The organism is Kitasatospora sp. NPDC088264, from assembly GCF_040685715.1.
Lineage (GTDB): Bacteria > Actinomycetota > Actinomycetes > Streptomycetales > Streptomycetaceae > Kitasatospora.
On the sequence record NZ_JBFBIR010000076.1, the window covers coordinates 1 to 22697 of the forward strand.

Below are 22697 nucleotides of genomic sequence, written 5' to 3' on the forward strand. Positions count from 1 at the left end.
ACGGCCGCATCGTCGACGAACTCCACCACCCCACCGCCGACACCGTCCTGGACCGCATGCGCCGCTTCGACGCCAAGGGCCGCACCAGCTAGAGCCACCACCAGCCAGGGCCCGCCAGCCCAGCCGCCGCCCCTACGCGAAACCCAGGACACCCCATGTACCGCACCGCACTGCGCAACGTGCTGGCCCACAAGGGCCGACTCCTCATGACGGCGCTGGCCGTCATGCTCGGCACCGCCTTCGTCGCCGGCACCATGGTCTTCTCCGACACCTTCGGCAAGGCCATGCGGGACAACAACTCCAAGAGCTACTCGGACGTCTCGGTCCAGGTCGTGGACTACTCGGCCGGCTCCCGCACCAGCGCCAAGCCGAAGGGCGAGAGCGGCAACGCCTCGCTCACCGACGCCACCGTCCAGCAGCTGGCCGCCCTGCCGGGCACCGCCAACGCCCGCGGCGTGGTCAGCGGCTTCACCGGGGTCGCCGACCGGAGCGGCAACCTGATCGGCCAGTTCTGGGCCGCCAAGGGCGCCAACTTCGCCCCGGCCGCGGACGGCAAGGACCCGCGCTACCCGATGGCCGAGGGCCAGGGCCCGAAGAACGGCAAGGAGATCGCCCTCGACCGCAAGACCGCCGACAAGGCCGGCTACAGGATCGGCGACACCGTCCGGATCGCCATCAACGGCCCGGTGATCGAGGCGAAGCTCACCGGCGTCTTCACCACCGACGACCCGGTGGTGAACAGCGGCGGCACCCTCACCCTGTTCGACCGCGCCACCGCCCAGCAGCTGCTGCTGGAGCCCGGCCACTTCAGCAGCATCGTGCTCACCGCCAAGCCCGGCACCAGCGAGGACGCGCTGCTCGCCCAGGTCCAGCCCAAGGTGCCGTCCGACCGGCACTTCGACGTCGAGACGGGCGCCAAGCTCAAGGCCGACGAGCAGGAGATGATCACCAAGGCCACCGACAGCATGCGCACCATGCTGCTGGTCTTCGCCGGGATCTCGCTCTTCGTCGGCATCTTCATCATCGCCAACACCTTCACCATGCTGGTCGCCCAGCGCACCAAGGAACTCGCGCTGCTGCGGGCGATCGGCGCCAGCCGCAAGCAGGTCACCCGCTCGGTGCTGGTCGAGGCCCTGGCGATCGGCACCGTCGCGGCGCTGGCCGGGCTGCTCGCCGGCATCGGGATCGGCGCCGGCATGCAGTCCCTGATGGGCCGGCTGAACGAGAACATGCCGCACGGCACGCTGGTCATCAAGCCGCTCACCATCGCGGTGACCCTGGCCGTCGGCGTCCTGGTGACGGTGCTGTCCGCCCTGCTGCCGGCCGTGCGCGCCGCCCGGATCGCCCCGGTGGCGGCGATGAGCAGCGGCGACCAGCCGACCAGCCAGAAGAGCCTGCTGGTCCGCAACGCGATCGGCTCGGCACTCACCGCCGGCGGCCTCGCGCTGATCGGCTTCGGCGCCTCCACCGGCAACGACAGCGGCCGCCTGCCGGTCGGCCTCGGCGCCCTGCTCGCCCTGATCGGCGTGTTCGTCCTGCTGCCGCTGCTCTCCCGCCCGGTGGTCGCACTGATCGGCCCGCTGCTGCGCGGGCTCGGCGGCACCCCGGGCAAGCTCGCCCAGCAGAACGCGGTCCGCAACCCGCGCCGCACCGCGTCCACCGCCGCCGCGCTCACCATCGGCCTGACCCTGGTCAGCGGCCTCACCGTGATCGGTGCCTCGGTCGGCGGCGCGATCGACAAGGCCGTCACCAGCTCGATGAAGTCCGACTACATGGTCTCGGGCGCCAACCACATGAGCCTGTCCGAGCAGGTGCCCGGGCAGATCGCCAAGGCCCCCGGGGTGGCCGCCTCCTCCGCGGTGACGACCGCCGACTGGAAGTTCGACGGCAGCGGCGTGACGATCACCGGCATGGACGCCGGCTCCTTCGACCAGCTCGCCGAGGTCAAGCTGACCAGCGGCGCCACCGCCGCGCTCGGCCAGGGCAAGGTCCTGGTGGACCAGGACCTCGCCACGAAGCTCCACCTCACCGCAGGCTCGACGGTGGCGGTCTCCTACCCGGACCAGTCCACCGGTCAGCTCACCGTCGGCGGCGTGTACGAGAAGGGCGGCATGCTCGGCCCGGTCCTGCTGGCCAACAGCGAGGTCGCCAAGCACGAGCCGAAGCCCTACATCACCGACGTCCTGGTCAAGGGCAAGGACGGCGCCACCGCCGCGCTCAAGCAGTCCCTCAAGGACGCCACCGGCGCCAACCCAGTGATCGACGTCAAGTCCAAGCAGGACGTCCGCGACGACTTCAGCCAGACCATCACCTTCGCGCTGAACCTGATGTACGGCCTGCTGGCGATGTCCGTGCTGGTCGCGATCCTGGGCGTGATCAACACGCTGGCGATGTCGGTCTTCGAGCGCAAGCGCGAGATCGGGATGCTGCGGGCGATCGGCCTGGACCGCCGGGGCATCAAGCGGATGGTCCGCCTGGAGTCCGTGGTGATCTCGCTGTTCGGCGCCGGCATCGGCCTGCTGCTCGGCTGCTTCATCGCCTGGGCGATCAACGGCACCCTGAAGTCCAGCCTGAGCGGCCTGACCACCGTCCTGCCCTTCGGCCAGCTGGCGCTGTTCCTGGCCCTGGCCGGGGTGGTCGGCCTGGTGGCCGCGATCTGGCCCGCCCGCCGGGCGTCCAAGCTGGACATCCTGGCGAGCATCAAGACCGACTGACCGCCCCTCACGGGCCCGCCCAGCGGGCGGACGACGAGAAAGGGCCCCTGCCGGAGGGTTTCGGCAGGGGCCCTTCTACTTCTGTACTCCGCCCGGTCGCACGGCCGGCTGAGCACCACGGAGGTCGTGGTCCGGCGACACTGCCGGGCGGAGGGCCTCCGACTCATACCCCGGTGCTCCCACACCGGGGTCTCAGTCGCTTACTTGCTGGCGAGTTCCTTCTCGGCGGCCGGCTTGGCGGCCTCCACGGGCTTCGTGGGCGCCGTGACCTCCTGGATCGGCAGGCGCGGCTGCTCCATCTGGGAGAGGCCGACCATCTCGCGCTTCAGGAACATGGCCAGCGTCCAGTCGGTGAAGACCCGGACCTTGCGGTTCATGGTCGGGACCATGGCGCCGTGGTACGCGCGGTGGAACCACCAGGCCAGACGGCCCTTCAGCTTGACCTTGCCGAAGAGGATCGCGACGCCCTTGTGCAGGCCCAGGCCGGCGACCGCACCGAGGTTCTTGTGCTCGTAGTTCTTCTGCGGGAAGCCCCGCATGCCCGAGATGACGTTGTCACCGAGGACGGCGGCCTGGCGCACGGCGTGCTGCGCGTTCGGCGGGCACCAGGCGCCCTCGCCGGAGGCGAGGTCCGGGACCTGGGCGTTGTCGCCGGCGGACCAGACGTAGTCGAAGCCCTGGACCTGGAGGGTCGGCGCGGTGTCGACGTGGCCGCGCGGGCCCAGCGGCAGGCCGAAGTTGGCCAGCACCGGGTTCGGCTTCACGCCGGCCGTCCACACGATGGTGGAGGCGTCCATCTCCAGGCCGTTCTTCAGCACCACGTGCTGGTCGACGCAGGAGTCCATCGAGGTCTCGATGTAGACCTCGATCTTCCGCTCCTCGAGCTTCTCCTTGGTCCACAGACCGAGGTCCGGGCCCATCTCCGGGAGGATGCGGTTGGCCGCCTCCACCAGGACGAAGCGCATGTCGTCACGGCTGACGGTCTTGTAGATCTTGGCGGCGTCGCGCGCCATGTCCTCGACCTCGGCGATCGTCTCGACACCGGCGAAGCCGCCGCCGATGACGACGAAGGTCAGGGCCTTGCGGCGGACCTCCTCGTCGGCGGTGGACTCGGCCTTGTCGAGCTGGGCCATGACGTGGTTGCGGAGGCTGATGGCCTCCTCCACCGTCTTCATGCCGATGCCGTGCTCCGCCAGACCCGGGATCGGGAAGGTGCGGGAGACCGAGCCGGTCGCGACGACCAGGTACTCGAAGGGCAGCTCGTAGCTGTCGCCGGCCGCGGGCTGGATGGTGGCGACCTTGCGGGCGTGGTCCACACCGGTGACCGCACCGGTGAGCACCTCCGCCTTCTTGAGGGCGCTGCGCAGCGGCGCGACGAGGTTGCGGGGCGCGACGTTGCCGCCGGCCGCCTCGGGGAGGAAGGGCAGGTACGTCATGTACGACCGCGGGTCCACGACCGTGACGGTCGCTTCGCCGTAACGCATCTTCTTGAGGATGCGCATCGCGGCATACAGGCCGACGTAACCACCGCCGACAATGAGGATGCGAGGACGCTCCGTGGTGCTCATATCCGAAAGTATCCAGCACCGTCCGGAGCAGCCTTCGTGAGCCCGGTCACAAGCTTCTGGACACCCCGTGCTACACTGCGCGGCCGCAAATCCGGGCCCGGCGCGCCGACTCGCGGCCTCGGGCGCCCCCTCGTGAGCGCACGCCGGAATACCACCCTGCTGAGCAGCAACGATCCGTACGGTGCCCGGGTTCCCGCTCGTGATTTCGATTTTCAAACCTCAACCGAGGCTTGACCTGCGATCCAGGGGTCGTCACGGCGAGCAGACCTTCGGTCCCACATTTCGGACGTAGCGGGCGAGCAGCTGCGGCGAATGACTGGATCGCCATGTGAAGAAATTCACGAACTTTCCCGCACCGGCCCGGGCGCGCCCCGGCCCCGGACCCCCGAAAGGGGTGCCGGGGCCGGTCGGGTAAGGCTCGCAGGAGGTCAGGAGGCCATACTCCAGGCGATGCCGTCCAGGATGTCGTGCTCGCTCACGACCACCTCGGCCGCGCCCGTCCGCTCCATGATCTCCAGCAGCTCCAGCGCGCCGGCCGCGATCACGTCCACCCGGCCCGGGTGCATCGACGGGATGGCCGCGCGCTCGGCGTGGGTGGCACCCAGCAGCTCGCGGGCGATCCCGGCGACCCGCTCCCGGCCGATCCGCGAGTGGTGGATCGCCGCCGAATCGTAGGCCGGCAGGTCCTGGGCGATCGCGGACACCGTGGTGACCGTCCCGGCCAGGCCCACCAGGGTGGCCGCGCCGCGCAGCGGGACGACCTCCTCGGCCTTGTCCAGCTCGGCCCGCACGTGCGCCCGGGCCGTCTCGATCTGCTCCGGCGAGGGCAGCTCGGCGCCGCCGAAGTGCCGCTCGGTGAGCCGGACGCAGCCGATGTCCACCGAGCGCGCCGCCTGCACGTCCGCACCGCCCAGCACGAACTCGGTCGAGCCTCCGCCGAGGTCGAACACCAGGTACGGCGCCGGGAACTGGCCGCCGGTCAGCTCCTTGGTGGCGCCCACGAAGGACAGGTGCGCCTCCTCCTCGCCGCTCACCACCTCGGGCTCGACGCCCAGGATCGCGCGCACGCCCTCGACGTACTCGTCGCTGTTCTCGGCGTCCCGCGAGGCGCTGGTGGCGACGAAGCGGGTGCGCTCCGGGCCCACCCCGAACCCGGCGATGACCTCCCGGTACTCGCGGCAGGCCGCGAAGGTGCGGGCCAGCGCGTCCGGGTGCAGCCGGCCGGTCTGGTCCACGCCCTGGCCCAGCCGATTGATGATCATTCGGCGGTCGAGGTCGATGATCTCCCCGGTGGCCGGGTCCAGGTCGGCGACCAGCAGCCGGATCGAGTTGGTGCCGCAGTCGATCGCGGCCACCCGGGTCATGCTCACGCGGACTCCCCGGCGTCGGACTCCTCGGCGGCCCGCTTCTTCGCGGCGCGCTCGGCGGCCTTCTGCTGCTTGGCCTCGATCACGGCCTGGTGGTCCTGGTCCTTGGCCCGGTTGCGGGCGACCCGCTCACCGGCGGCCTCGACCTCGGCCGGGGAGACGCAGGGGCCCTTGGCCCACCAGTCCTCCAGCAGGCCGATCGCCTCGTCGCCGAGCGGGTTGACGCCCTCGCCGGCCGCCAGCGAGTGGCCGACCAGCACGTGCAGGCACTTCACCCGGTCCGGCATGCCGCCGGCGCTCGGGAAGCCCTCCAGCACCTCGATGGCATCGCGCCGGGCGATGTAGTCCTCGTGCGCCTTCTGGTAGGCGGCGGCCAGCTCCGGGTCCTCGGCGAGCCTGGCGGTCTGCTCCTTCATCACGCCGTCCGCCTCCAGGGTGCCGATCAGCGAGGCGGCCTTGGGGCAGGTCAGGTAGTACAGCGTCGGGAACGGCGTGCCGTCCGGCAGTCGGGGGGCCGTCTCCACGACGTCCGGGTTGCCGCAGGGGCAGCGGTGCGCCACGCCGCGCAGGCCGCGCGGCACCCGGCCGAGCTGGGCGGCGATGGCGGCGACGTCGGCGTCGGAGACGGCGGGGTGGTTCTCAGTGGTCATGGGGGGAGGTGTCTCCAGCGGGGGACGGTGGGAGCGGACGGGGGGAGGCGGGGGCCGGGGCGGCGGCGTCGGTGGTGTCGGCGGCGTCGACCGAGTCCCAGATGCTGGCGTACCAGGGCTTGGCGGCCCGCGCCGAGCCGCCTGGCGCGCCGTCGGAGGCGGCCGGGCCGGCGGCGGTGGCGGAACCGCCGGCGGACGCCGAGGGCCGGGCGGCGGCCGGACCGGCCGGATCCACCGCGATGTACGGGGTCTCCCCCGGCATCGCGTAGTGCAGCCGGACACGGGCCTGCGCCTTGACGTACTCGGGGTCCTGCCAGCGGGCCTTCTCCCGGCGCAGCTGCTCGACCTGCTGGCGGGAGCGGTCGGCCTTCGCCTGCTGGGCGGAGATCTCGGCGCGCTGGGAGATGAACTGCCGCGTCGGGTAGGCGAGGATCGCCACCAGCGAGCAGAGCACCAGGACGAGGACGGTCGCCCGGCTCGTGAAGCGAGGCCGGGCCGCCAAGCCCGGGATCCTCCAGCCTGCCATCTCCCGTTCCCCTCCTGGTCGCGACGGTGCCCCGCCGTCCACCCTACGGGGTGAACGGCGGGGCACCGGTCAGGCGTGCTCACCGGTCGGCGGAGCGACCGTGCTCGCCGCTCCGAGGAGCGGCTGAGCCTGCTGCTCCGCGGAGCGGCCGTGCTTGCTACTCCGCGGAGCGGCTGTGCTTGCTATTCCGCGGAGCGGAAGCGCGGGAAGGCGCCGCGGCCGGCGTACTCGGCGGCGTCGTCGAGGATCTCCTCGATGCGCAGCAGCTGGTTGTACTTGGCGACGCGCTCGGAGCGGGCCGGGGCACCGGTCTTGATCTGGCCGCAGTTGGTGGCGACGGCCAGGTCGGCGATGGTGACGTCCTCGGTCTCGCCGGAGCGGTGCGACATCATGCAGCGGTAGCCGTTGCGCTGGGCCAGCTCGACGGCGTCCAGGGTCTCGGTCAGCGAGCCGATCTGGTTCACCTTCACCAGCAGCGCGTTGGCGGTGCCGGTCTCGATGCCCCTGGCCAGGCGGGCCGGGTTGGTGACGAACAGGTCGTCGCCGACCAGCTGGACCTTGTCGCCCAGCTTGACGGTCATGGCCTTCCAGCCGTCCCAGTCCGACTCGTCCAGCGGGTCCTCGATGGAGACCAGCGGGTAGGCGTCGACCAGCTCGGCGTAGTACTCGATGAGCTCGGCGGCGGAGATGGCCTTGCCCTCGAACTGGTAGGCGCCGTCCTCGTAGAACTCGGACGCGGCGACGTCCAGGGCGAGCGCGATGTCACGGCCGGGCACGTAGCCGGCCTTCTGGATGGCCTCGGTGATGAGGTCCAGGGCCTCGCGGTTGCTGTCCAGGTTCGGCGCGAAGCCGCCCTCGTCGCCGAGGCCGGTGGACAGGCCGCGCTCCTTCAGCACGCCCTTGAGGGTGTGGTAGACCTCGACGCCCCAGCGGACGGCCTCGGAGAAGGACTCCGCGCCGATCGGGGCGATCATGAACTCCTGGATGTCGACGTTGGAGTCCGCGTGCGAACCGCCGTTGAGGATGTTCATCATCGGAACGGGCAGCACGTGCGCGTTCGGGCCGCCCAGGTAGCGGAACAGCGGCAGGTCGCTGGCCTCGGAGGCGGCGTGCGCCACGGCCAGCGAGACGCCCAGGATCGCGTTGGCGCCGAGCGAGGACTTGTCCGGGGTGGCGTCCAGGTCGAGCATGGCCTGGTCGATCAGGCGCTGCTCGGTGGCGTCGTAGCCGACCAGCTCCGGGCCGATCTGCTCGATGACGGCCAGGACGGCCTTCTCCACGCCCTTGCCGAAGTAGCGGTTCTTGTCACCGTCGCGCAGCTCGAGCGCCTCGAAGGCGCCGGTGGAGGCACCCGACGGGACAGCGGCACGGCCGGTGCTGCCGTCGTCGAGGCCGACCTCGACCTCGACCGTGGGGTTGCCACGCGAGTCGAGGATCTCACGGGCTACGACGACATCGATGGACGGCACGAGGCATCTCCTTGCGGAAGCAGGGTCCGGCTGACGTTGGGTGCTGCCGGCGGGACGATTGCGGAGTCGTTACGACCAGAGCCTAACCGCCCCGGCCCCCGGGGCCGCGCTGGCCTCGGTCCCGTCTCAGCGTGTGGCCCGGCTACCCACCGGTAGTTCACCTGCTTGCCCGATCGAAGCGGGCGAATACGGGGGAATGCGGGCGAAGGGGGACAGGTCCCGTCCCCCTTCGCCCGCAGGGCGCGGGCCGTTCAGGGCCCGGGCCGCTCAGCCGAGGTGCAGCACCTGGCCGGGCATGATCAGGTTGGGGTTGCCGCCGACGGTGCCGCGGTTGCCGTCGTACACCGACTGCCAGCCGCCGGACACGCCCTGGGCGGCGGCGATCGTCGACAGCGTGTCGCCGGCCCGGACGGTGTAGTCGTGACCGCCCTGCGCGGCGGCGGGCTGCGCGGCCGGGGCGGACTGCGCGGGCTGCGCGGCGCGGGGCGCGTACTGCGGCTGGGCGGCGGGCTGGCCCGCGTACTGCTGGTAGACGCTCTGGTGGCTGGTCCAGTACCAGGCGCCGTTGTTCTGGTACCAGTACACCTTCGCGTCGGCGTCCCAGCCGGCCTTGCCGGAGAAGCCCTGGGTCTGCGGCTGCGTCTGCTGCGGGGCCTGCTGGACGGGCTGCTGGGCGGCCGGCTTCGGGGCGGCCTGCTTGACCGGCTGCTGGGCGGGCTTCGGGGCCTGCGCCTGCTGGGTCGGCTTGGCGGCGGACTGCTTGGCGGGCTTGGCGTCCGTGGAGGTGTCCACGGAGGCCGGGGCGCCGCCCTTGCTCAGGCCGGCCTTCTGGGAGCAGACCGGCCAGGCGCCCGGGCCCTGCGAGGCCAGCACCTTCTCGGCGACCGAGATCTGCTGCGCCTTGCTGGCCTGGTTGGCCTGCGGGGCGTAGGAGGTGCCGCCGTACGCCTTCCAGGTGCTGGGCGTGAACTGCAGGCCGCCGGAGAAGCCGTTGCCGGTGTTGATGCTCCAGTTGCCGCCGCTCTCGCACTGGGCGACGGCGTCCCAGGTGGAGGCCGGGGCGGCGGAGGCGCCGGTGGCGGTGAGGAGCGGCATCGCGAGTCCGACGCCGGCCACACCGGCGACGGCGATGGCCTTCTCGGTCTGGGTGCGACGGCGGTGGCGGCCGGTTCCAACGAACAGCATGAAGAGGTCCCTCTCCGCACGCCTGCGAGGTGAGCTGTCGGGTTCGGACCGGGAGGTGGCCCGGCCGCCGAAAGCGGAAACGATTCCGCTCGGGCGGCTTCACCCCAAGCCGTCGGGGAACGGCAACAAACCTGGTTCCCCCGCCCCTGCCCAGGGTCTGGTCGGTTTCCCGTGACGCGGCGGGCAGGATTCGGCGTTCCGCGCACGAGGTCCGCAGCTGCGAACTCCAGGGAGAGTAGACAGATCATCAGACCAATAACAAGCTCATATCACCGATATCACACACAAATTACGGCGCGTGGTCAATCGCCTACCAACGGCGGCGGTATGTCCGGATTAATGCGGGTTCAGGCCTGGCTCCACGGGCCGCCGGAGACATGCCGTCAGCGTGTCGGGGCGTCGGTCGGCGTGACCGGCGGCGCGTACGGAGAGCAGGTCTCCGGAGTGAATTCGACCGGGAGTTCCCGCAGGCCACGCATGATCAGGCCGCCCCTCCAGCGCAGGTTCTCCGGGTTTTCCGCGAGCCGCAGGTCCGGCAGCCGGGAAAGCAGCGTGGCCAGTGCGCTCCGCCCCTCCAGGCGGGCCAGCGGGGCGCCGATGCAGTAGTGGATCCCGTGGCCGAAACCCAGGTGCGGATTGTCCGTGCGGGCCAGGTCCAGGGTGTTCTCGTCCGCGAACCTGGCCGGATCGCGATCCGCCGCGGCCAGCACCACCAGCACCGGATCGCCCACCGGGATGTCCACCCCGCCGATCGACAGCGGCCGCGTCGCGAAACGCCACGTCGCCATCTCCACCGGCCCGTCGTAGCGCAGGAGTTCCTCGATCCCGGTCTCCAGCAGCGCCGCCTCGCCGCGCACCACCGACTCCTGCAGCAGCCTGCGCTGCTCCGGGTTGCGCAGCAGCGCGTACGTGCCGTTGCCGATCAGGTTGACGGTCGTCTCGAACCCCGCGAACAGGAGGATGAACGCCATCGCGGCGGCCTCGTTCTCGTTCAGGTGCTCGCCGTGGTCGCTCGCCCGGATCAGGCCCGAGATCAAGTCATCACCCGGATCCGCCCGCTTGCGGTGGATCAGCTCCAGCAGGTACGCCCGCATCCGCTTCACCGCCCGCCCCACGCCGCCGCGTTGGCCGCCGCCGTGCCGGATCATCATCCCGGCCCAGTCCCGGAAGTCGTCCTGGTCCTCGGCCGGCACACCCAGCAGGTCGCAGATCGCGTAGATGGGGAGCGGGAACGCGAACTCGTGGATCAGGTCCGCCGAACCGCGCTGCGCGAAGCCGTCGATCAGCCGGTCCGTGAGCTGCTGCACCCGCGGCTCGAACTCCGCCACCCGGCGCGGCGTGAACGCCTTCGACACCAGCCGGCGCAGCCGGGTGTGGTCCGGCGGGTCGATGTTCAGCAGATGCGTCATCAAGTCCGCCTGGCGTTCCCCCGGAATTCCCACCCGCCCGGTGCGGTGCGCCTGCTCGCTGTGGTGTGCCGGGTTCTTCGACAGCCGGCCGTCCGCCAGCGCCTGCCGAGCGTCCGCGTAGCGGGTCACCAGCCAGGCCTCCACCCCACTCGGCAGCGTCGTGCGGTGCACCGGGGCGTGCTCGCGCAACCAGGCGTAGGCGGGGTACGGATCGGTGGCGAACTCCCAGGTGAAGAGCTGCGGGGCGGCGGGATCGGGCTGCACTGGCATGCGTCGACCGTATCCGGTGGGTCGGGGCCGCACCGCCTCCGGCGGACGCGACCGGCGGGGCCGGATCGTCGACACCCGGCGGACGGCCCGCCAACGCTCCGTGGACGCCCCGTGGACGGTCCGTGGACAGCTCTTGGACAGCTCTTGGCCGGGTGGCGGGCGTGACCCTGGTCACCTGAGGGGTAATCCCTGTTGCGGAGGGTCAGGACCTGCCTACGATCCTCCGCAGAAATCGTGGGCGCCGGTGCGGTGTCGCCCACAGGGAGGAGCAGACCATGCGGGTCAGCGGGGCAGTCGTCGTCATCGCGGTACTCGACGGCGGATCGGGAGCCGAGCTCGCCCGCCGGTTCGCCGCCGCCGGCGCCGCCGGAGTGCTGATCGCCGACCAGCGTGCGGGCGTCGCCGAGGACCTCGCCACCGAACTCGACCGGCCGGGCTGCCCCGTCGTCGGCGTCGGCGGCGACATCCGCCGCCCCAGCGACGTCGCCGCCCTCGTCGACACCGCCGAGAAGCACCTCGGCCCCATCGACCTGTTCTGCGTCGCCGGCCCCGACGGCGAGCGGATCGTCTCGCTCGCCGAACTGCCCGCCCGCCTCGACCTCGAACGCCTCGCCGAACTCCTCGCCCTCGTCGGCGAGGCCATCGGCGAAGTCGTCCCCCGGCAGCGGCGGCCGATCGAGAACACCGCCACGGCCGCCTGAGGCCCTGCCCGGGCCCGCTACTCGCCGACCGGCCCGAGGCCCTCGGCCGCGCGCACCGCGTCCCGGTAACCGCGCGCGGCCGAGCGCAGCGCCGCGTCCACGTCCACCCCGGCGTCGTACGCCCGCTGCGCCACCGCCAGCAGCAGCCGGCCCGCCGACTGCGCCGTCAGCTCCGCCGGCAGCGCGTACGGCTCGTCCGGCACGCCCGCGAAGCCCGCCCGGCGCACCCGCGACACCAGCTTCGCCGCGTACGCCAGCGACGGCAGCCCGGCCGGCACGCCGTCCAGCACCGACTCCCGGTCCGCCTTCTCGGCCGCCTTCAGCTGCTCCCAGTTCGCCTCCACCTCGGCGGCGCCCTCCGCCTCGACGTCCCCGAACACGTGCGGGTGCCGGTACATCAGCTTCTCGACGATGTCACCGGCCACGTCGTCGATCGAGAACGCCTCCGCCGGGTGCTCCTCGGCGATCCGGGAGTGGAAGAACACCTGGAGCAGCACGTCGCCCAACTCCTCGCGCAGCGTCTCCCGGTCCCCCTCCTCGATCGCCTCGACCAGCTCGTACGCCTCCTCGACCAGGTACTTCACCAGGCTCTCGTGCGTCTGCTCGGCGTCCCACGGGCAACCGCCCGGCGAGCGCAGCCGGTCCATCACCGACACCAGGTCCAGCAGCCGCGCCCCCGGCAGGTCGTACGACCCCGGCAGCACCTCGATCTCCGGCACCTCACCGGCGTGCTCCACCGCCAGCCGCGCCAGCGCGTCCGTCAGCCCCGGATCCCCGTCCGGGCTGCCCAGCCACACCGTCGGCCCAGCCCCGCCCGGCTGCCCGGTCAGCAGCCGCGCCAGCGCCGGTGCCGACCCCGCCGCCACGACCTCGACCTCCACCCCGGCCTGCCGCACCGCCGCCACCTGCGGATGCCCCGCGTCCCCCGCCAGCACCCGCCCCGCCGACCGCAGCGCCTCCCACGCCGGCCACGCCAGCAACCCGGGGGCCACCCGGTGGGTGGTCGTCAGCAGGATCAGCTTCGCGTCCGGAACATTCGTCGTCACACCCCGAACCTACCCGCCGCCCGCCCGGGGCGGGGACGGGCCCGACGGGACCCGCCCCTCCCGCCGGGGTCCTACTTCTTCGACCCCGCCAGGTCGTCGAACATCGCCGACAGGAACTCGCTGCACCAGCCCAGCAGCTCCCGCCCGACCAGCGGCTTGCCGCCGATCCGCCCGGGGCTCGGCCGCGGCACCAGCAGCTGCTGGGCGGCCGCCTTGACCTGGCTGCGCGGGTAGAGCCGGTTCAGCCGCAGCTGCTGGGACTCCCGCAGCTCCACCGGCCCGAACCGGACGTTGGCCCCCTGGAGGGTGATGTCCGCGATGCCGCACCGCCGGGCGTACAGCCGCAGCGCCGCGACCAGCAGCAGGTTCTCCACCGGCTCGGGCAGCTTGCCGTAGCGGTCGACGAGCTCGTCCCGGACCTGCTGGATGTCCGCCTCCGAGTTGACCGCCGCGATCGAGCGGTACGCCTGCAGCCGCAGCCGCTCGCCGGGCGCGTAGTCGTGCGGCACGTGCGCGTCGACCGGCAGCTCGATCTTCACCTCCAGCGGCTCCTCCTCCGGCTCGCCGCCGTTCGCCAGCGACTCGCGGAACTCGGCCACCGCCTCGCCGACCATCCGCATGTAGAGGTCGAAGCCGACGCCCGCGATGTGCCCGGACTGCTCGCCGCCGAGCAGGTTGCCGGCGCCGCGGATCTCCAGGTCCTTCATCGCCACGTACATGCCGGCGCCCATCTCGGTGTGCTGGGCGATGGTCGCCAAGCGCTCGTGCGCGGTCTCGGTGAGCGGCTTCTCCGGCGGGTACAGCATGTACGCGTAGCCGCGCTCGCGGCCCCGGCCGACCCGCCCGCGCAGCTGGTGCAGCTGGGAGAGGCCGAAGGTGTCCCCGCGCTCGACGATCAGGGTGTTGGCGTTGGAGATGTCGATGCCGGACTCCACGATCGTGGTCGACACCAGGACGTCGAACTCCTTCTCCCAGAAGTCGACGACGACCTTCTCCAGCTGGTTCTCCCCCATCTGCCCGTGCGCGGTGGCGATCCGCGCCTCGGGGACGAGGTCCTTGAGCCGGGCGGCCGCCTTGTCGATCGACTCCACCCGGTTGTGGATGTAGAACACCTGGCCCTCGCGCAGGAGTTCACGCCGGATCGCGGCCGAGATCTGCTTCTCGTCGTAGGGGCCGACGAAGGTCAGCACCGGGTGCCGCTCCTCCGGCGGGGTGGTGATGGTGGACATCTCGCGGATGCCGGTGACGGCCATCTCCAGGGTGCGCGGGATCGGCGTCGCGGACATGGTGAGCACGTCGACGTTGGCGCGCAGCTTCTTCAGCTGCTCCTTGTGCTCGACGCCGAAGCGCTGCTCCTCGTCGACGATGACCAGGCCGAGGTCCTTGAACCTGGTCTCGGAGGAGAACAGCCGGTGGGTGCCGATGACGACGTCCACCGAGCCCTCGAACAGGCCCTCCAGCACGGCCTTGGCCTCGCTGTCGCTCTGGAACCGGGAGAGCGCCTTCACCGACACCGGGAAGTTGGCGTACCGCTCGGCGAAGGTGGAGAAGTGCTGCTGCACCAGCAGCGTGGTCGGCACCAGCACCGCCACCTGCTTGCCGTCCTGCACCGCCTTGAACGCGGCGCGCACCGCGATCTCGGTCTTGCCGTAGCCGACGTCGCCGCAGATCAGCCGGTCCATCGGGACGGACTTCTCCATGTCGGACTTGACCTCGGCGATGGTGGTCAGCTGGTCCGGCGTCTCCGCGTACGGGAAGGCGTCCTCCAGCTCGCGCTGCCAGGGGGTGTCCGGGCCGAAGGTGTGGCCGGGGGCGGCCATCCGCGCCGAGTACAGCTTGATCAGGTCGGCGGCGATCTCCTTGACCGCCTTCTTGGCCCGCTGCTTGGTCTTCGCCCAGTCCGCGCCGCCGAGCCGGTGCAGCGTCGGGGCCTCGCCGCCGACGTACTTGGTGACCTGGTCGAGCTGGTCGGTCGGCACGAACAGCCGGTCGCCGGGGTGGCCGCGCTTGGCCGGGGCGTACTCCAGCACCAGGTACTCGCGGGTGGCGCCCTGGACGGTGCGCTGCACCATCTCGACGTACCGGCCGACGCCGTGCGCCTCGTGAACGACGTAGTCGCCGGCGGCCAGGGCCAACGGGTCGATCGCGTTGCGGCGCCGGGACGGCATCCGGCGCATGTCCTTGGTGGAGGACTTCTGGCCGGACAGGTCGGTCTCGGTGATGACCGTCAGCTTCAGGGCCTCGTCGACGAAGCCGTGCTCGATCGAGCCGCAGGAGACGTAGACGACGTCCCGGGTGGGCGCCTCGGCGAGGTCGGCGACCAGCCGGGCCGGGATGCCCTCGTTGCCGAGCACCTCGGCGAGCCGGGAGGCGGGCCCGTGGCCCTCCGTCACCATCACGACGCGCCAGTCGGCGGCCAGCCGCTCCTTGGCGTCGGCGATCGCCCGGGCGGTGTCGCCCCGGTAGGCCTCGACGGCGTGCATGCCGAGGGTGAGCGTGTTGGCGTCGAACTCCAGGACCTCGTTCACGGTGGACTCGCTGGTCGCGAACGGGCTGACCGACCACCAGGGCAGGCCGATCTCGGCGGCGTGCTCGCGCACCTCGGCGAGCGAGCGCAGCGAGGCGGCGGAGACGTCGATGGTCTCCAGGTCGATCGGCCGGTCCCCGCCGGCCGCGGCCGCCACCCAGGAGGCGTGCAGGAACTCCTGGCTGGTCGCCACCAGGTCGGCGGCCCGGGTCCGGACCCGCTCGGGGTCGCAGACCACGGCGACCGAGCCGAGCGGCAGCACGTCCATCAGCAGTTCCATGTCGTCCACCAGGACGGGCGCCAGCGACTCCATGCCCTCGACCGCGATGCCCTCGGCGATCTTGTCCAGGATCTCGGCCAGCCCGGGGTGCTCGGCGGCCAGCTCGGCGGCCCGCGCCCGCACCTCGTCGGTGAGCAGCAGCTCACGGCAGGGCGGCGCCCACAGGCCGTGCTCGGCGATCTCCAGCGAGCGCTGGTCGGCGACCTTGAAGTAGCGGATCTCCTCGACGTCGTCGCCCCAGAACTCCACCCGCAGCGGGTGCTCCTCGGTCGGCGGGAAGACGTCCAGGATGCCGCCGCGGACGGCGAACTCGCCGCGCTTCTCGACCAGTTCGACACGCGCGTAGGCGGCGGCGGAGAGCCGTCGGGCGACCTCCTCCAGGTCGTGCGACTCGCCGCGCTGGACGGCCACCGGCTCCAGCTCGGCCAGCCCCTTGACCTGCGGCTGGAGCACCGAGCGGACCGGCGCGACGACCACCTGCACCGGGCCGGCCGCCGGGTCGTCCGCCCGCGGGTGCACGATCCGGCGCAGCACGGCCAGCCGGCGCCCGACGGTGTCCGAGCGGGGCGACAGCCGCTCGTGCGGCAGGGTCTCCCAGGCCGGGTACTCGGCGACCGCGTCCGGCGGCAGCAGCGAGCGCAGCGAGGCGGCGAGGTCCTCGGCCTCCCGGCCGGTCGCGGTGACGGCGAGCACCGGACGGCCCCGCTCGCCGGCGGCCTGGCCGGCCAGCGAGCGGGCGAGCGCGGCGATGGCGAACGGCCGGGCGGCGGGCGGTCCGACCAGGTCCAGGTGGCGGCGGCCGCCGGCCGCGGCTCCGGTGGCGGTCGCCGCCTCGATGGCCTCGGCGAGGGCCGAGTCCCGCGCGACGACATCGAGCAGTCCGGTCAGACTCATCAGGGTCTCTTCTTCGTCCCGTGGCTGGTGCTGCCTCCGGGCGGCAGCGGCCTGCCGGGGCAACGCGAACGGCCCGGCACGCCGAGCGGCCGGGGGTCTCCAGCCTACGCCGCGGCACGGACGCGCACGCGGTGTACGGCCCGGCGGGGCCGGGCGGGAACGAACCACCGTCCGGGGCGACGAACGGCCCCCGGGCGGAGCCCGGGACCGGACCGCGGACGAACCACTGGACGGAACACCGGACCGGCCGGTGGACGAACCGTCCGGCCCCTGGTCAGATTCGGCTCCGCGATCTGCCACGAACTGGACATACTCCTGTCACTGCCTGTCCATGGAGATCGCGCACCATGGTGAATGTGCCCGCCGCACCCAACCGTGGGGGATGGCTGTGGCGGCACTGTCGCACCCCCGATGGGGGTCGGAGGTGCGAGGCCGGGCGACCCTGGGTGGGGGCGCCCGCCCAAGCGCCGGGAACCGTGGCGCCCTTTCCTGGAGGGCGCCACGGGTCTCGGCCTCACTCATGGCCGCCGCCCTGCCGGGCCGCGTTGCGGCCCACCGCCGCCGCCACGGGCGCGGCGACCACCGGCGGGACGGGCCGACGCCGTACGTCATCACCTGGTGCCCCTGGTCGGCGGTGAAGCCGTACCGCTCCTCTTCGGTTCGCCGTCCCGGCCGGCCGCCGGCGCCGGCTGGTCGGCCGCAACGCGCAGGCCCTGGCCGCCCGGTGGGAGCGGTCAGGGCCCAGGACGCGAAGCCCACCCGGGCTGATCACGGGCGAGCCGCCGGCGGAGGCGCCGGCGCGGCGGTCAGCGGCGCCGGTAGCTCACCGTGTTCGGGGTGGCGTAGCCGGCACCGTCGTCCACGATGACGATCTTCGGGATGACCCGGGTCTCCTCCTGCGGCTCCTTCTCGGCGCCTTCGCCGTCCCTGTCGGCCTCCGCCGACCGGGGCGGTCCGACCGGCTTCGACGGCGCCGCGGCCGGCGCGACCGGACCGGTCGCCACCGCCCCGGCGGGCGCCTTGCCGGCGGGCGCACCGGAACCGCTCGCGGCCCCGGCGGCGGCCCCGCCCACCACCGGCATCCGCGGCCCGGCCACCGGCTTCTCCCGCGCCGCCGGTGCGACGGCCTTCCGCAGGTCGGCCACCTCGATCTCGCCGGTGTCCGCCTCCGAGTCCACCGCCTCCGAGTCCACCGGCGCCGCGTCCACCGGCGCCGCGTCGGCGACCGGCCCCGCGACCGCCGCCGCCAGCCGCTCCGGCTCGATGGCGCCGACCGCCGCGCCGGTGAGCGAGGCCAGCGTGGCCTTGATGTGGTCCAGGTGCTTCTGCACGGTCTCCAGACGGCCGTCGAACTCGCCCTGCTCGCGTTCGCTCGCCGCGTTGATCCGCTCGGCCTCCCGGCGGGCCTGCTCGATCAGCTGGTCGGCCTTGGCCTGGGCGTCGGTCTCCAGCTGCTTGATCCGGCCGAGCACGGTCTCCCGGTGCTGCTCGGCCTCCTTGACCCGGCGCTCGGCGGTCGCGGAGACCTGGGCGTCCTCGGCGTCGGCCTTGGTCTGGGCCTGGGCGAAGGTCTCGTCGGCCTTGCGGCGCAGTTCGGCGAGCGCGGCCTCGGCCTGCTCGCCGGCCTCGGCGGCGGCCACCCGCACCTTGGCGGCGTAGGAGGTGGCGGCGTCCCGGGCGCTGCGGCTCTCCCGGTCGGCCTCGGCCCGGATTCCCTCGGCCTCGGCGCGGGTGCGCTCGTCGGTGCGCCGGGCGGCCTGGTCGGCCTCGGAGCGGGTGGTGGCGGCGTACTCCTTGGCGGCGTGGCCGAGGGCCTGGCCGGCCTCGTAGACCTCGTCCCGGAGATCCTCCGAGAAGCGCTCGGCCTTCTCCCGGACGGCGCGCGCCTCGTTCTGGGCCATCACCGCCAGTCCGGCGGCCTGCTCACTGAGCACCTCGTAGTCGGGCTCCGGGGCGTCCTCGGCGGCCCGGCGGATGTCGGCCAGCCGGGCCTCCATCTGCCGGAGCCCGGCGCCGAGGACGCTCAGCCGCTCCCACGCCTCGTCGCGCTGAGCGGTGAGGGCGGTGAGGGCTCGGTCGACCTGCTCGGGCGCGTAACCGCGCCGGGCAGAGGTGAAGCCGTACTCGGGGACGGCGTCGCTCATGGGCTCTTCCCCTCATGTCGCGGGCTGCGGAGCCCATGATCGGACGGAACGGACGGATCCGGAACCGGTTCGGCGGCCAGGGCCGAAATCGGACGCCTGGCGGACCGGAATACGTCGAGGACCGGACGAAAAGACCCATCCTCTTGACCTATTTTGCGCAGATCCGGGCGAAACCCCAACGAGGCACAGCCGGGACGGCATGCCGGAGGGGTCGTTCCAAACACCGGAACGACCCCTCCCCACCTGCGAGGATCCGCGACGACCCGCTACAGCAGGCCGTCCCAGAACTGCTCCAGCAGCACGGCCCACCACGTGTCCGCCGTCTGCAGGGCCGCCGGGTCGATCGCGGCGAGCTGCGCCTGGAAGTCGGTCGTCCAGCGACCGGCCTGGTCCGGGGTCAGCCCGTACCGCAGCCGCCACATCCGGCCCAGCAGGGCCATCGCGCGGACGAACTCCGGTACACCCGTGTTGACGAACCGGGGCGGCTGCCCGGTTCCGTCGACGTCCACGGCGACCACGTTCGCGGTGCCGTACTGGACACAGAGCTGGCGGCCGTAGTCGTTGCCGAGCACCAGGTAGCCGCCGAAGTCCGGGGCCGCGGGCAGACCGCGCTCGGCGGCCAGCTCGGCGAGCGTCGGGATCGGCCGACCCTCCTGCGCCTGCGCCCAGAAAAACGGGCCGAAGTCGCGCGGCAGCCCCGCCCACACCAGGGCCTGCGACACCGGCTCGGGCACGCCCTGACGGGAGACCGCGCGCTGCTCGTAGCGGAACACGTTCTGGCCGAAGGCCGCCCCGAGCTCCTGGGCGAGCTGCTGCGGCGGGGGCGGCGGCAGCGGCTGGACCGTCCCCGGCGCGGGCAGCGGCACCCGGGACGGGCGGACCCGCTGGGCCCCGGAGGCCAGCTGGTGCAGCTCGTCCAGGTGGTCGAGCAGCTCGGCCATGCCGGCCTGCCGGGACGCGTGGTCGCGGCCGTAGGCGGCGGTGTGGGTGAGCCGGACGTTCGGCCAGGACGCGGCGATCATGCGGTTGCAGTAGCCGCCCGGCAGGTCGCACGACTCCAGCTCGGTGTAGAGCTCCAGCACCTGCTCCGGCGGTACGTTCAGCCGCCGCAGGTCCTGGAGGATCTTCCACTCGGGGTGCGGGGTGCCGGGCTCGCTGCGGTGCAGCAGCTTCTGCTCGGAGCCGTCCGGGCCCCGGTAGCTCAGCGCGGCGAAGTAGCCGGGGCCGACCGCCGGCACCCCCGGCGGGACGGCGGCGCCCTGCGGCACGCCGGGCACCGGCGCTGGCGGGACGGCCGGGGCCGCACCGCCCGCGTTCGGGTAGCCGTACCCGGCCGCGGGCGCGGCGGGGGCCGCCGGACCGCCGGGCGGCGGCGGGACGGCGGGGCCGCCGGACGGCGGGGTGCCCGGGTCGGCCGGCACGGCGCCCAGCAGCGCCGGGTCGACCGCCTCGGCCAGCTGGGTCGCCTCGTACGCCGCGCCGGAGGCGGGCGCGGCCGGCGGCACCGGGGCGGGCGCCGGGGCGACGGCCCCGCGCAGGCCCGCCGGAGGCGGGGGCGGCGGGGTCGAACCGGCCGCGCGGCCTCCGGGGCCCGCGGCGGGCACGCCGGCCCCCGGGGTGTGCCGCAGCCCGGCGGGCGGGGGGGGCGGCGGGGCGGAGGCCGAACTGCGGCCGAGCGCGACGCCGTGCGCGCCCGGACCGGACGCGCCACCGCGCAGCGCGGCCGGAGGAGGCGGCGGCGGGGCCGACCCCGGGTTGCGGCCGAGCCCGGCCTGCGGCGGCGCAGTCGGCGCCGGGGCCGCGGGAGCCCCGGGCGCCGAGGCAGCGGGCGGACCGCCCAGGCCGGGCAGGCCGCCGGGCGCGGCGAGCACGGTCGGCGCGTGCTCCACCGGCGCGGCCGGCTGCGGGGCGGCGGCGGGCGGTGCCAGGACGGTCGGCGTCTGCTCCACCCCGCCGGGCGGCCCGGACGGCGCACCCGGCAGGCCCATCAGCCCCGGCACGGTGTCCGGCGACGCGAGCAGCGTCGGCGCCGGCTCGACGGCCGCGGGCGGCGGGACGGCGGAGGGCACGGGCAGCGGGACGACGGCGGGCGGCTGGGCGGCGGGCGGCGGGACCGGCGGCATGCCGTAGCCACCCTCCGGCGGCATCAGCACGGTCGCGGCCTCGGCCCCGGCCGGCGCGGGCGCGTCGGGCACGTCGGAGCCGGTGGTCCGCAGCCCCTCGGGCATCAGGACGGTGGCCGCCTCGGCCCCGGCCGGCGGCACCGGCACGGGGGCCGGGGCCTGCGGCGGGACGGCGAAACCAGCGGGACCGGACGGCACGGCGGGCGCCGCAGCGACCGGCGCGGGCGGCTCGGCCACCGGAGCAACGGCAGCCGGAGCCCCCTGGCCCCCCAGCCGCTCCGCCTCCGCCGCGATCGCCGCGGCCCCCGCCTCCTGCAGCCACTGCGGCGGGCTGAGCAGGAAGGACGTCGCCTCGACCGGCCCTGGCGCGGGCTTCGCCGCCCCCGCCGGGTTGGCCGCGACCGGCCGCCCGTACGCCTCCTCGTACTGCCGGACCACCTCGTTGACGGGCAGCGCGGGCCAGAGCGTGGTCGCGCCGGAGTCCCGGGCGATCACCAGTCGCGCCTCGCCGGCCGACCCGTCCCCCGCCCCCGACGGCCCCGCCGTCCCGTCCCCGGGGGCCACCGCCCAGCAGACGAAGCCCAGGTCGAACTCCCGGACCCGTACCTCGCGCTGCCGCGGCTGCGGCACCCCGCCGTTGATCCACTCCTCGGCGAGCTCCTGCGCCTGCGCGTACGTCACCACGCCCGGTTCACCCCTGCCCTCATCCTCGTCGTCCCCGCTCGTTCCACCGCCGCGGCCACGTCAGTCCACCGGGACGGCCCGGGCGAACCCGCCGTCCACCATCAGCTCCGCGACCGTCTCCAGCTCCGGCGGGCTGCCGGCCAGCCGCAGCAGGAACGCGTCGAAGTCCTCGCCGCAGGGCAGCAGCAGCCGGGCGCAGCGGTCCTCCGGGGCCTCCGGCGCGCCGGTGTCGCGGGCGTCGTCGTACAGGTGGAACCAGACCGAGCCGGCCCGGTCGCCGCGCACCTTGAGCGCGACGATGCCGCCCTGCGCGTAGGCGACGCCCAGGTAGTCCTTGGTGAGGTGGTCGCGCAGGCACTTGTTGGCGTACACGACGTCCTGGGTGCCGTACTCCTCGCTGAGGGTGAGGAAGGGCTGGTCGAGCAGCATGCCGAGCTCGGTGTCCAGCGCCACCCCGACCGGGGCGCGGCCGCCGCCCAGCTTGAGGAAGGTGCGGTAGGCGCCGGGCAGCCGGTAGCCGAGGCGCTCCTCGGCGCGCTGCACCAGGTCCTCGGGGACGCCGATCGGGTCGCCGCCGTCCTTGGCCAGCGAGAAGTGCACGGGCCGGCGCTCCTGCAACGGGCGGGTGCCGCGGCGGGTGTGGTCGGCGGCGGAGGTGGCCAGGCCGGCGTGGTGCCGCAGCAGCGCCTTGACCTCCACCGGGACGAGCTCCATCCGCCGCCAGCCGGGGGCGGCCCGGCCGACCGCGTGGTGCCAGGTCCAGCCGGGCGGGGTGGCGACGGCGGTGTCCAGGTCGGCCCAGAGCGGGTGGCCCTGGGTGAACAGCGCGGCGTTGGCCGACACGTAGTCGGTCAGCCGCAGCTCGTCCACGCCGAAGCCGTCCGGCGGGTCGGCGACCTCGGCCGCGGCGGCGGCGTACGGGCCGAAGTCCGGGTAGCCGTACTCGTCCACCCGGACCCCGGCGGGGTGTCGCTCCGCGCGGACCGGGTCCGGGAACTGCACCACCTGACCTGCGTACGCCGCGTTCGGTGCGGCGGCGACGCCGGGCCGACCTGTCGTCATCTGGGAGCCCCCACTGGCTGCTGCAAATTCTCGAAGCGCTTGCTGGACACCAGCGTAGGGGGTCGTCTCCGGGCCCGG

Annotated in this window: 13 protein-coding genes, 2 pseudogenes and 1 riboswitch; of the genes and pseudogenes, 3 read left to right on the top strand and 12 right to left on the bottom strand. The window is 73.5% G+C overall.

The annotated features are described in order from the left end of the window. Positions 1–92, top strand: a pseudogene (locus AB0O82_RS34665) (ABC transporter ATP-binding protein); the annotation flags it as partial. 63 nt (positions 93–155) lie between these two features. Continuing rightward, the gene (locus AB0O82_RS34670; protein WP_363588369.1) at positions 156–2714 is read left to right on the top strand and encodes an FtsX-like permease family protein; all 2559 of its coding nucleotides are present in this window, start codon (positions 156–158) and stop codon (positions 2712–2714) included. Between the two features lie 200 nt (positions 2715–2914). On the opposite strand, the gene AB0O82_RS34675 is transcribed toward AB0O82_RS34670, so the two are convergent. The 7 genes and pseudogenes from AB0O82_RS34675 to AB0O82_RS34705 form a co-directional block, all read right to left on the bottom strand. Continuing rightward, positions 2915–4282 (bottom strand): NAD(P)/FAD-dependent oxidoreductase, encoded by a 1368-nt coding sequence (locus AB0O82_RS34675; protein WP_063348030.1) that lies wholly within the window; start codon positions 4280–4282, stop codon positions 2915–2917. Positions 4283–4710: 428 nt separating this feature from the next. After that, on the bottom strand, positions 4711–5646 hold the full coding sequence (locus AB0O82_RS34680; RefSeq protein ID WP_363588398.1) for a Ppx/GppA phosphatase family protein: 936 nt from the start codon (positions 5644–5646) through the stop codon (positions 4711–4713). Positions 5647–5801: 155 nt separating this feature from the next. Beyond that, a pseudogene (locus AB0O82_RS34685) lies at positions 5802–6317 on the bottom strand (DUF501 domain-containing protein); the annotation flags it as partial. Beyond that, positions 6289–6801, bottom strand: coding sequence for a septum formation initiator family protein (locus AB0O82_RS34690; protein WP_363588400.1), 513 nt, complete (start codon positions 6799–6801; stop codon positions 6289–6291). The gene AB0O82_RS34690 and the pseudogene AB0O82_RS34685, both read right to left, overlap by 29 nt. Before the next feature lie 206 nt (positions 6802–7007). Next, positions 7008–8294 (bottom strand): phosphopyruvate hydratase, encoded by a 1287-nt coding sequence (gene eno / locus AB0O82_RS34695; protein WP_363588371.1) that lies wholly within the window; start codon positions 8292–8294, stop codon positions 7008–7010. Positions 8295–8561: 267 nt separating this feature from the next. Continuing rightward, positions 8562–9479, bottom strand: coding sequence for a transglycosylase family protein (locus AB0O82_RS34700; protein WP_363588373.1), 918 nt, complete (start codon positions 9477–9479; stop codon positions 8562–8564). Positions 9480–9484: 5 nt separating this feature from the next. Continuing rightward, positions 9485–9652: riboswitch (cyclic di-AMP (ydaO/yuaA leader) on the bottom strand. 210 nt (positions 9653–9862) lie between these two features. Further along, positions 9863–11158: a cytochrome P450 gene (locus tag AB0O82_RS34705; protein WP_363588375.1), complete on the bottom strand. Its 1296-nt coding sequence runs from the start codon at positions 11156–11158 to the stop codon at positions 9863–9865. Between the two features lie 275 nt (positions 11159–11433). On the opposite strand from AB0O82_RS34705, the gene AB0O82_RS34710 reads away from it, so the two are divergent. Beyond that, a complete protein-coding gene (locus AB0O82_RS34710) occupies positions 11434–11859 on the top strand; it encodes an SDR family NAD(P)-dependent oxidoreductase (RefSeq protein WP_363588377.1) in 426 nt (141 codons plus the stop codon). Between the two features lie 17 nt (positions 11860–11876). On the opposite strand, the gene AB0O82_RS34715 is transcribed toward AB0O82_RS34710, so the two are convergent. The 5 genes from AB0O82_RS34715 to AB0O82_RS34735 form a co-directional block, all read right to left on the bottom strand. Continuing rightward, positions 11877–12905: a MazG family protein gene (locus AB0O82_RS34715; protein WP_363588379.1), complete on the bottom strand. Its 1029-nt coding sequence runs from the start codon at positions 12903–12905 to the stop codon at positions 11877–11879. 71 nt (positions 12906–12976) lie between these two features. Next, positions 12977–16606 carry a transcription-repair coupling factor gene (gene mfd, locus AB0O82_RS34720; RefSeq protein ID WP_363588381.1) on the bottom strand — a complete coding sequence of 1210 codons (3630 nt, stop codon included), beginning with the start codon at positions 16604–16606 and terminating at the stop codon, positions 12977–12979. 806 nt (positions 16607–17412) lie between these two features. Further along, positions 17413–18750: a hypothetical protein gene (locus AB0O82_RS34725; RefSeq protein WP_363588383.1), complete on the bottom strand. Its 1338-nt coding sequence runs from the start codon at positions 18748–18750 to the stop codon at positions 17413–17415. Between the two features lie 266 nt (positions 18751–19016). Next, positions 19017–21557, bottom strand: a complete 2541-nt coding sequence (locus AB0O82_RS34730; RefSeq protein WP_363588385.1) for an SUKH-4 family immunity protein — start codon at positions 21555–21557, stop codon at positions 19017–19019. Between the two features lie 60 nt (positions 21558–21617). Continuing rightward, the gene (locus tag AB0O82_RS34735) at positions 21618–22619 is read right to left on the bottom strand and encodes an SMI1/KNR4 family protein (protein WP_363588387.1); all 1002 of its coding nucleotides are present in this window, start codon (positions 22617–22619) and stop codon (positions 21618–21620) included. Positions 22620–22697 lie beyond the last annotated feature (78 nt).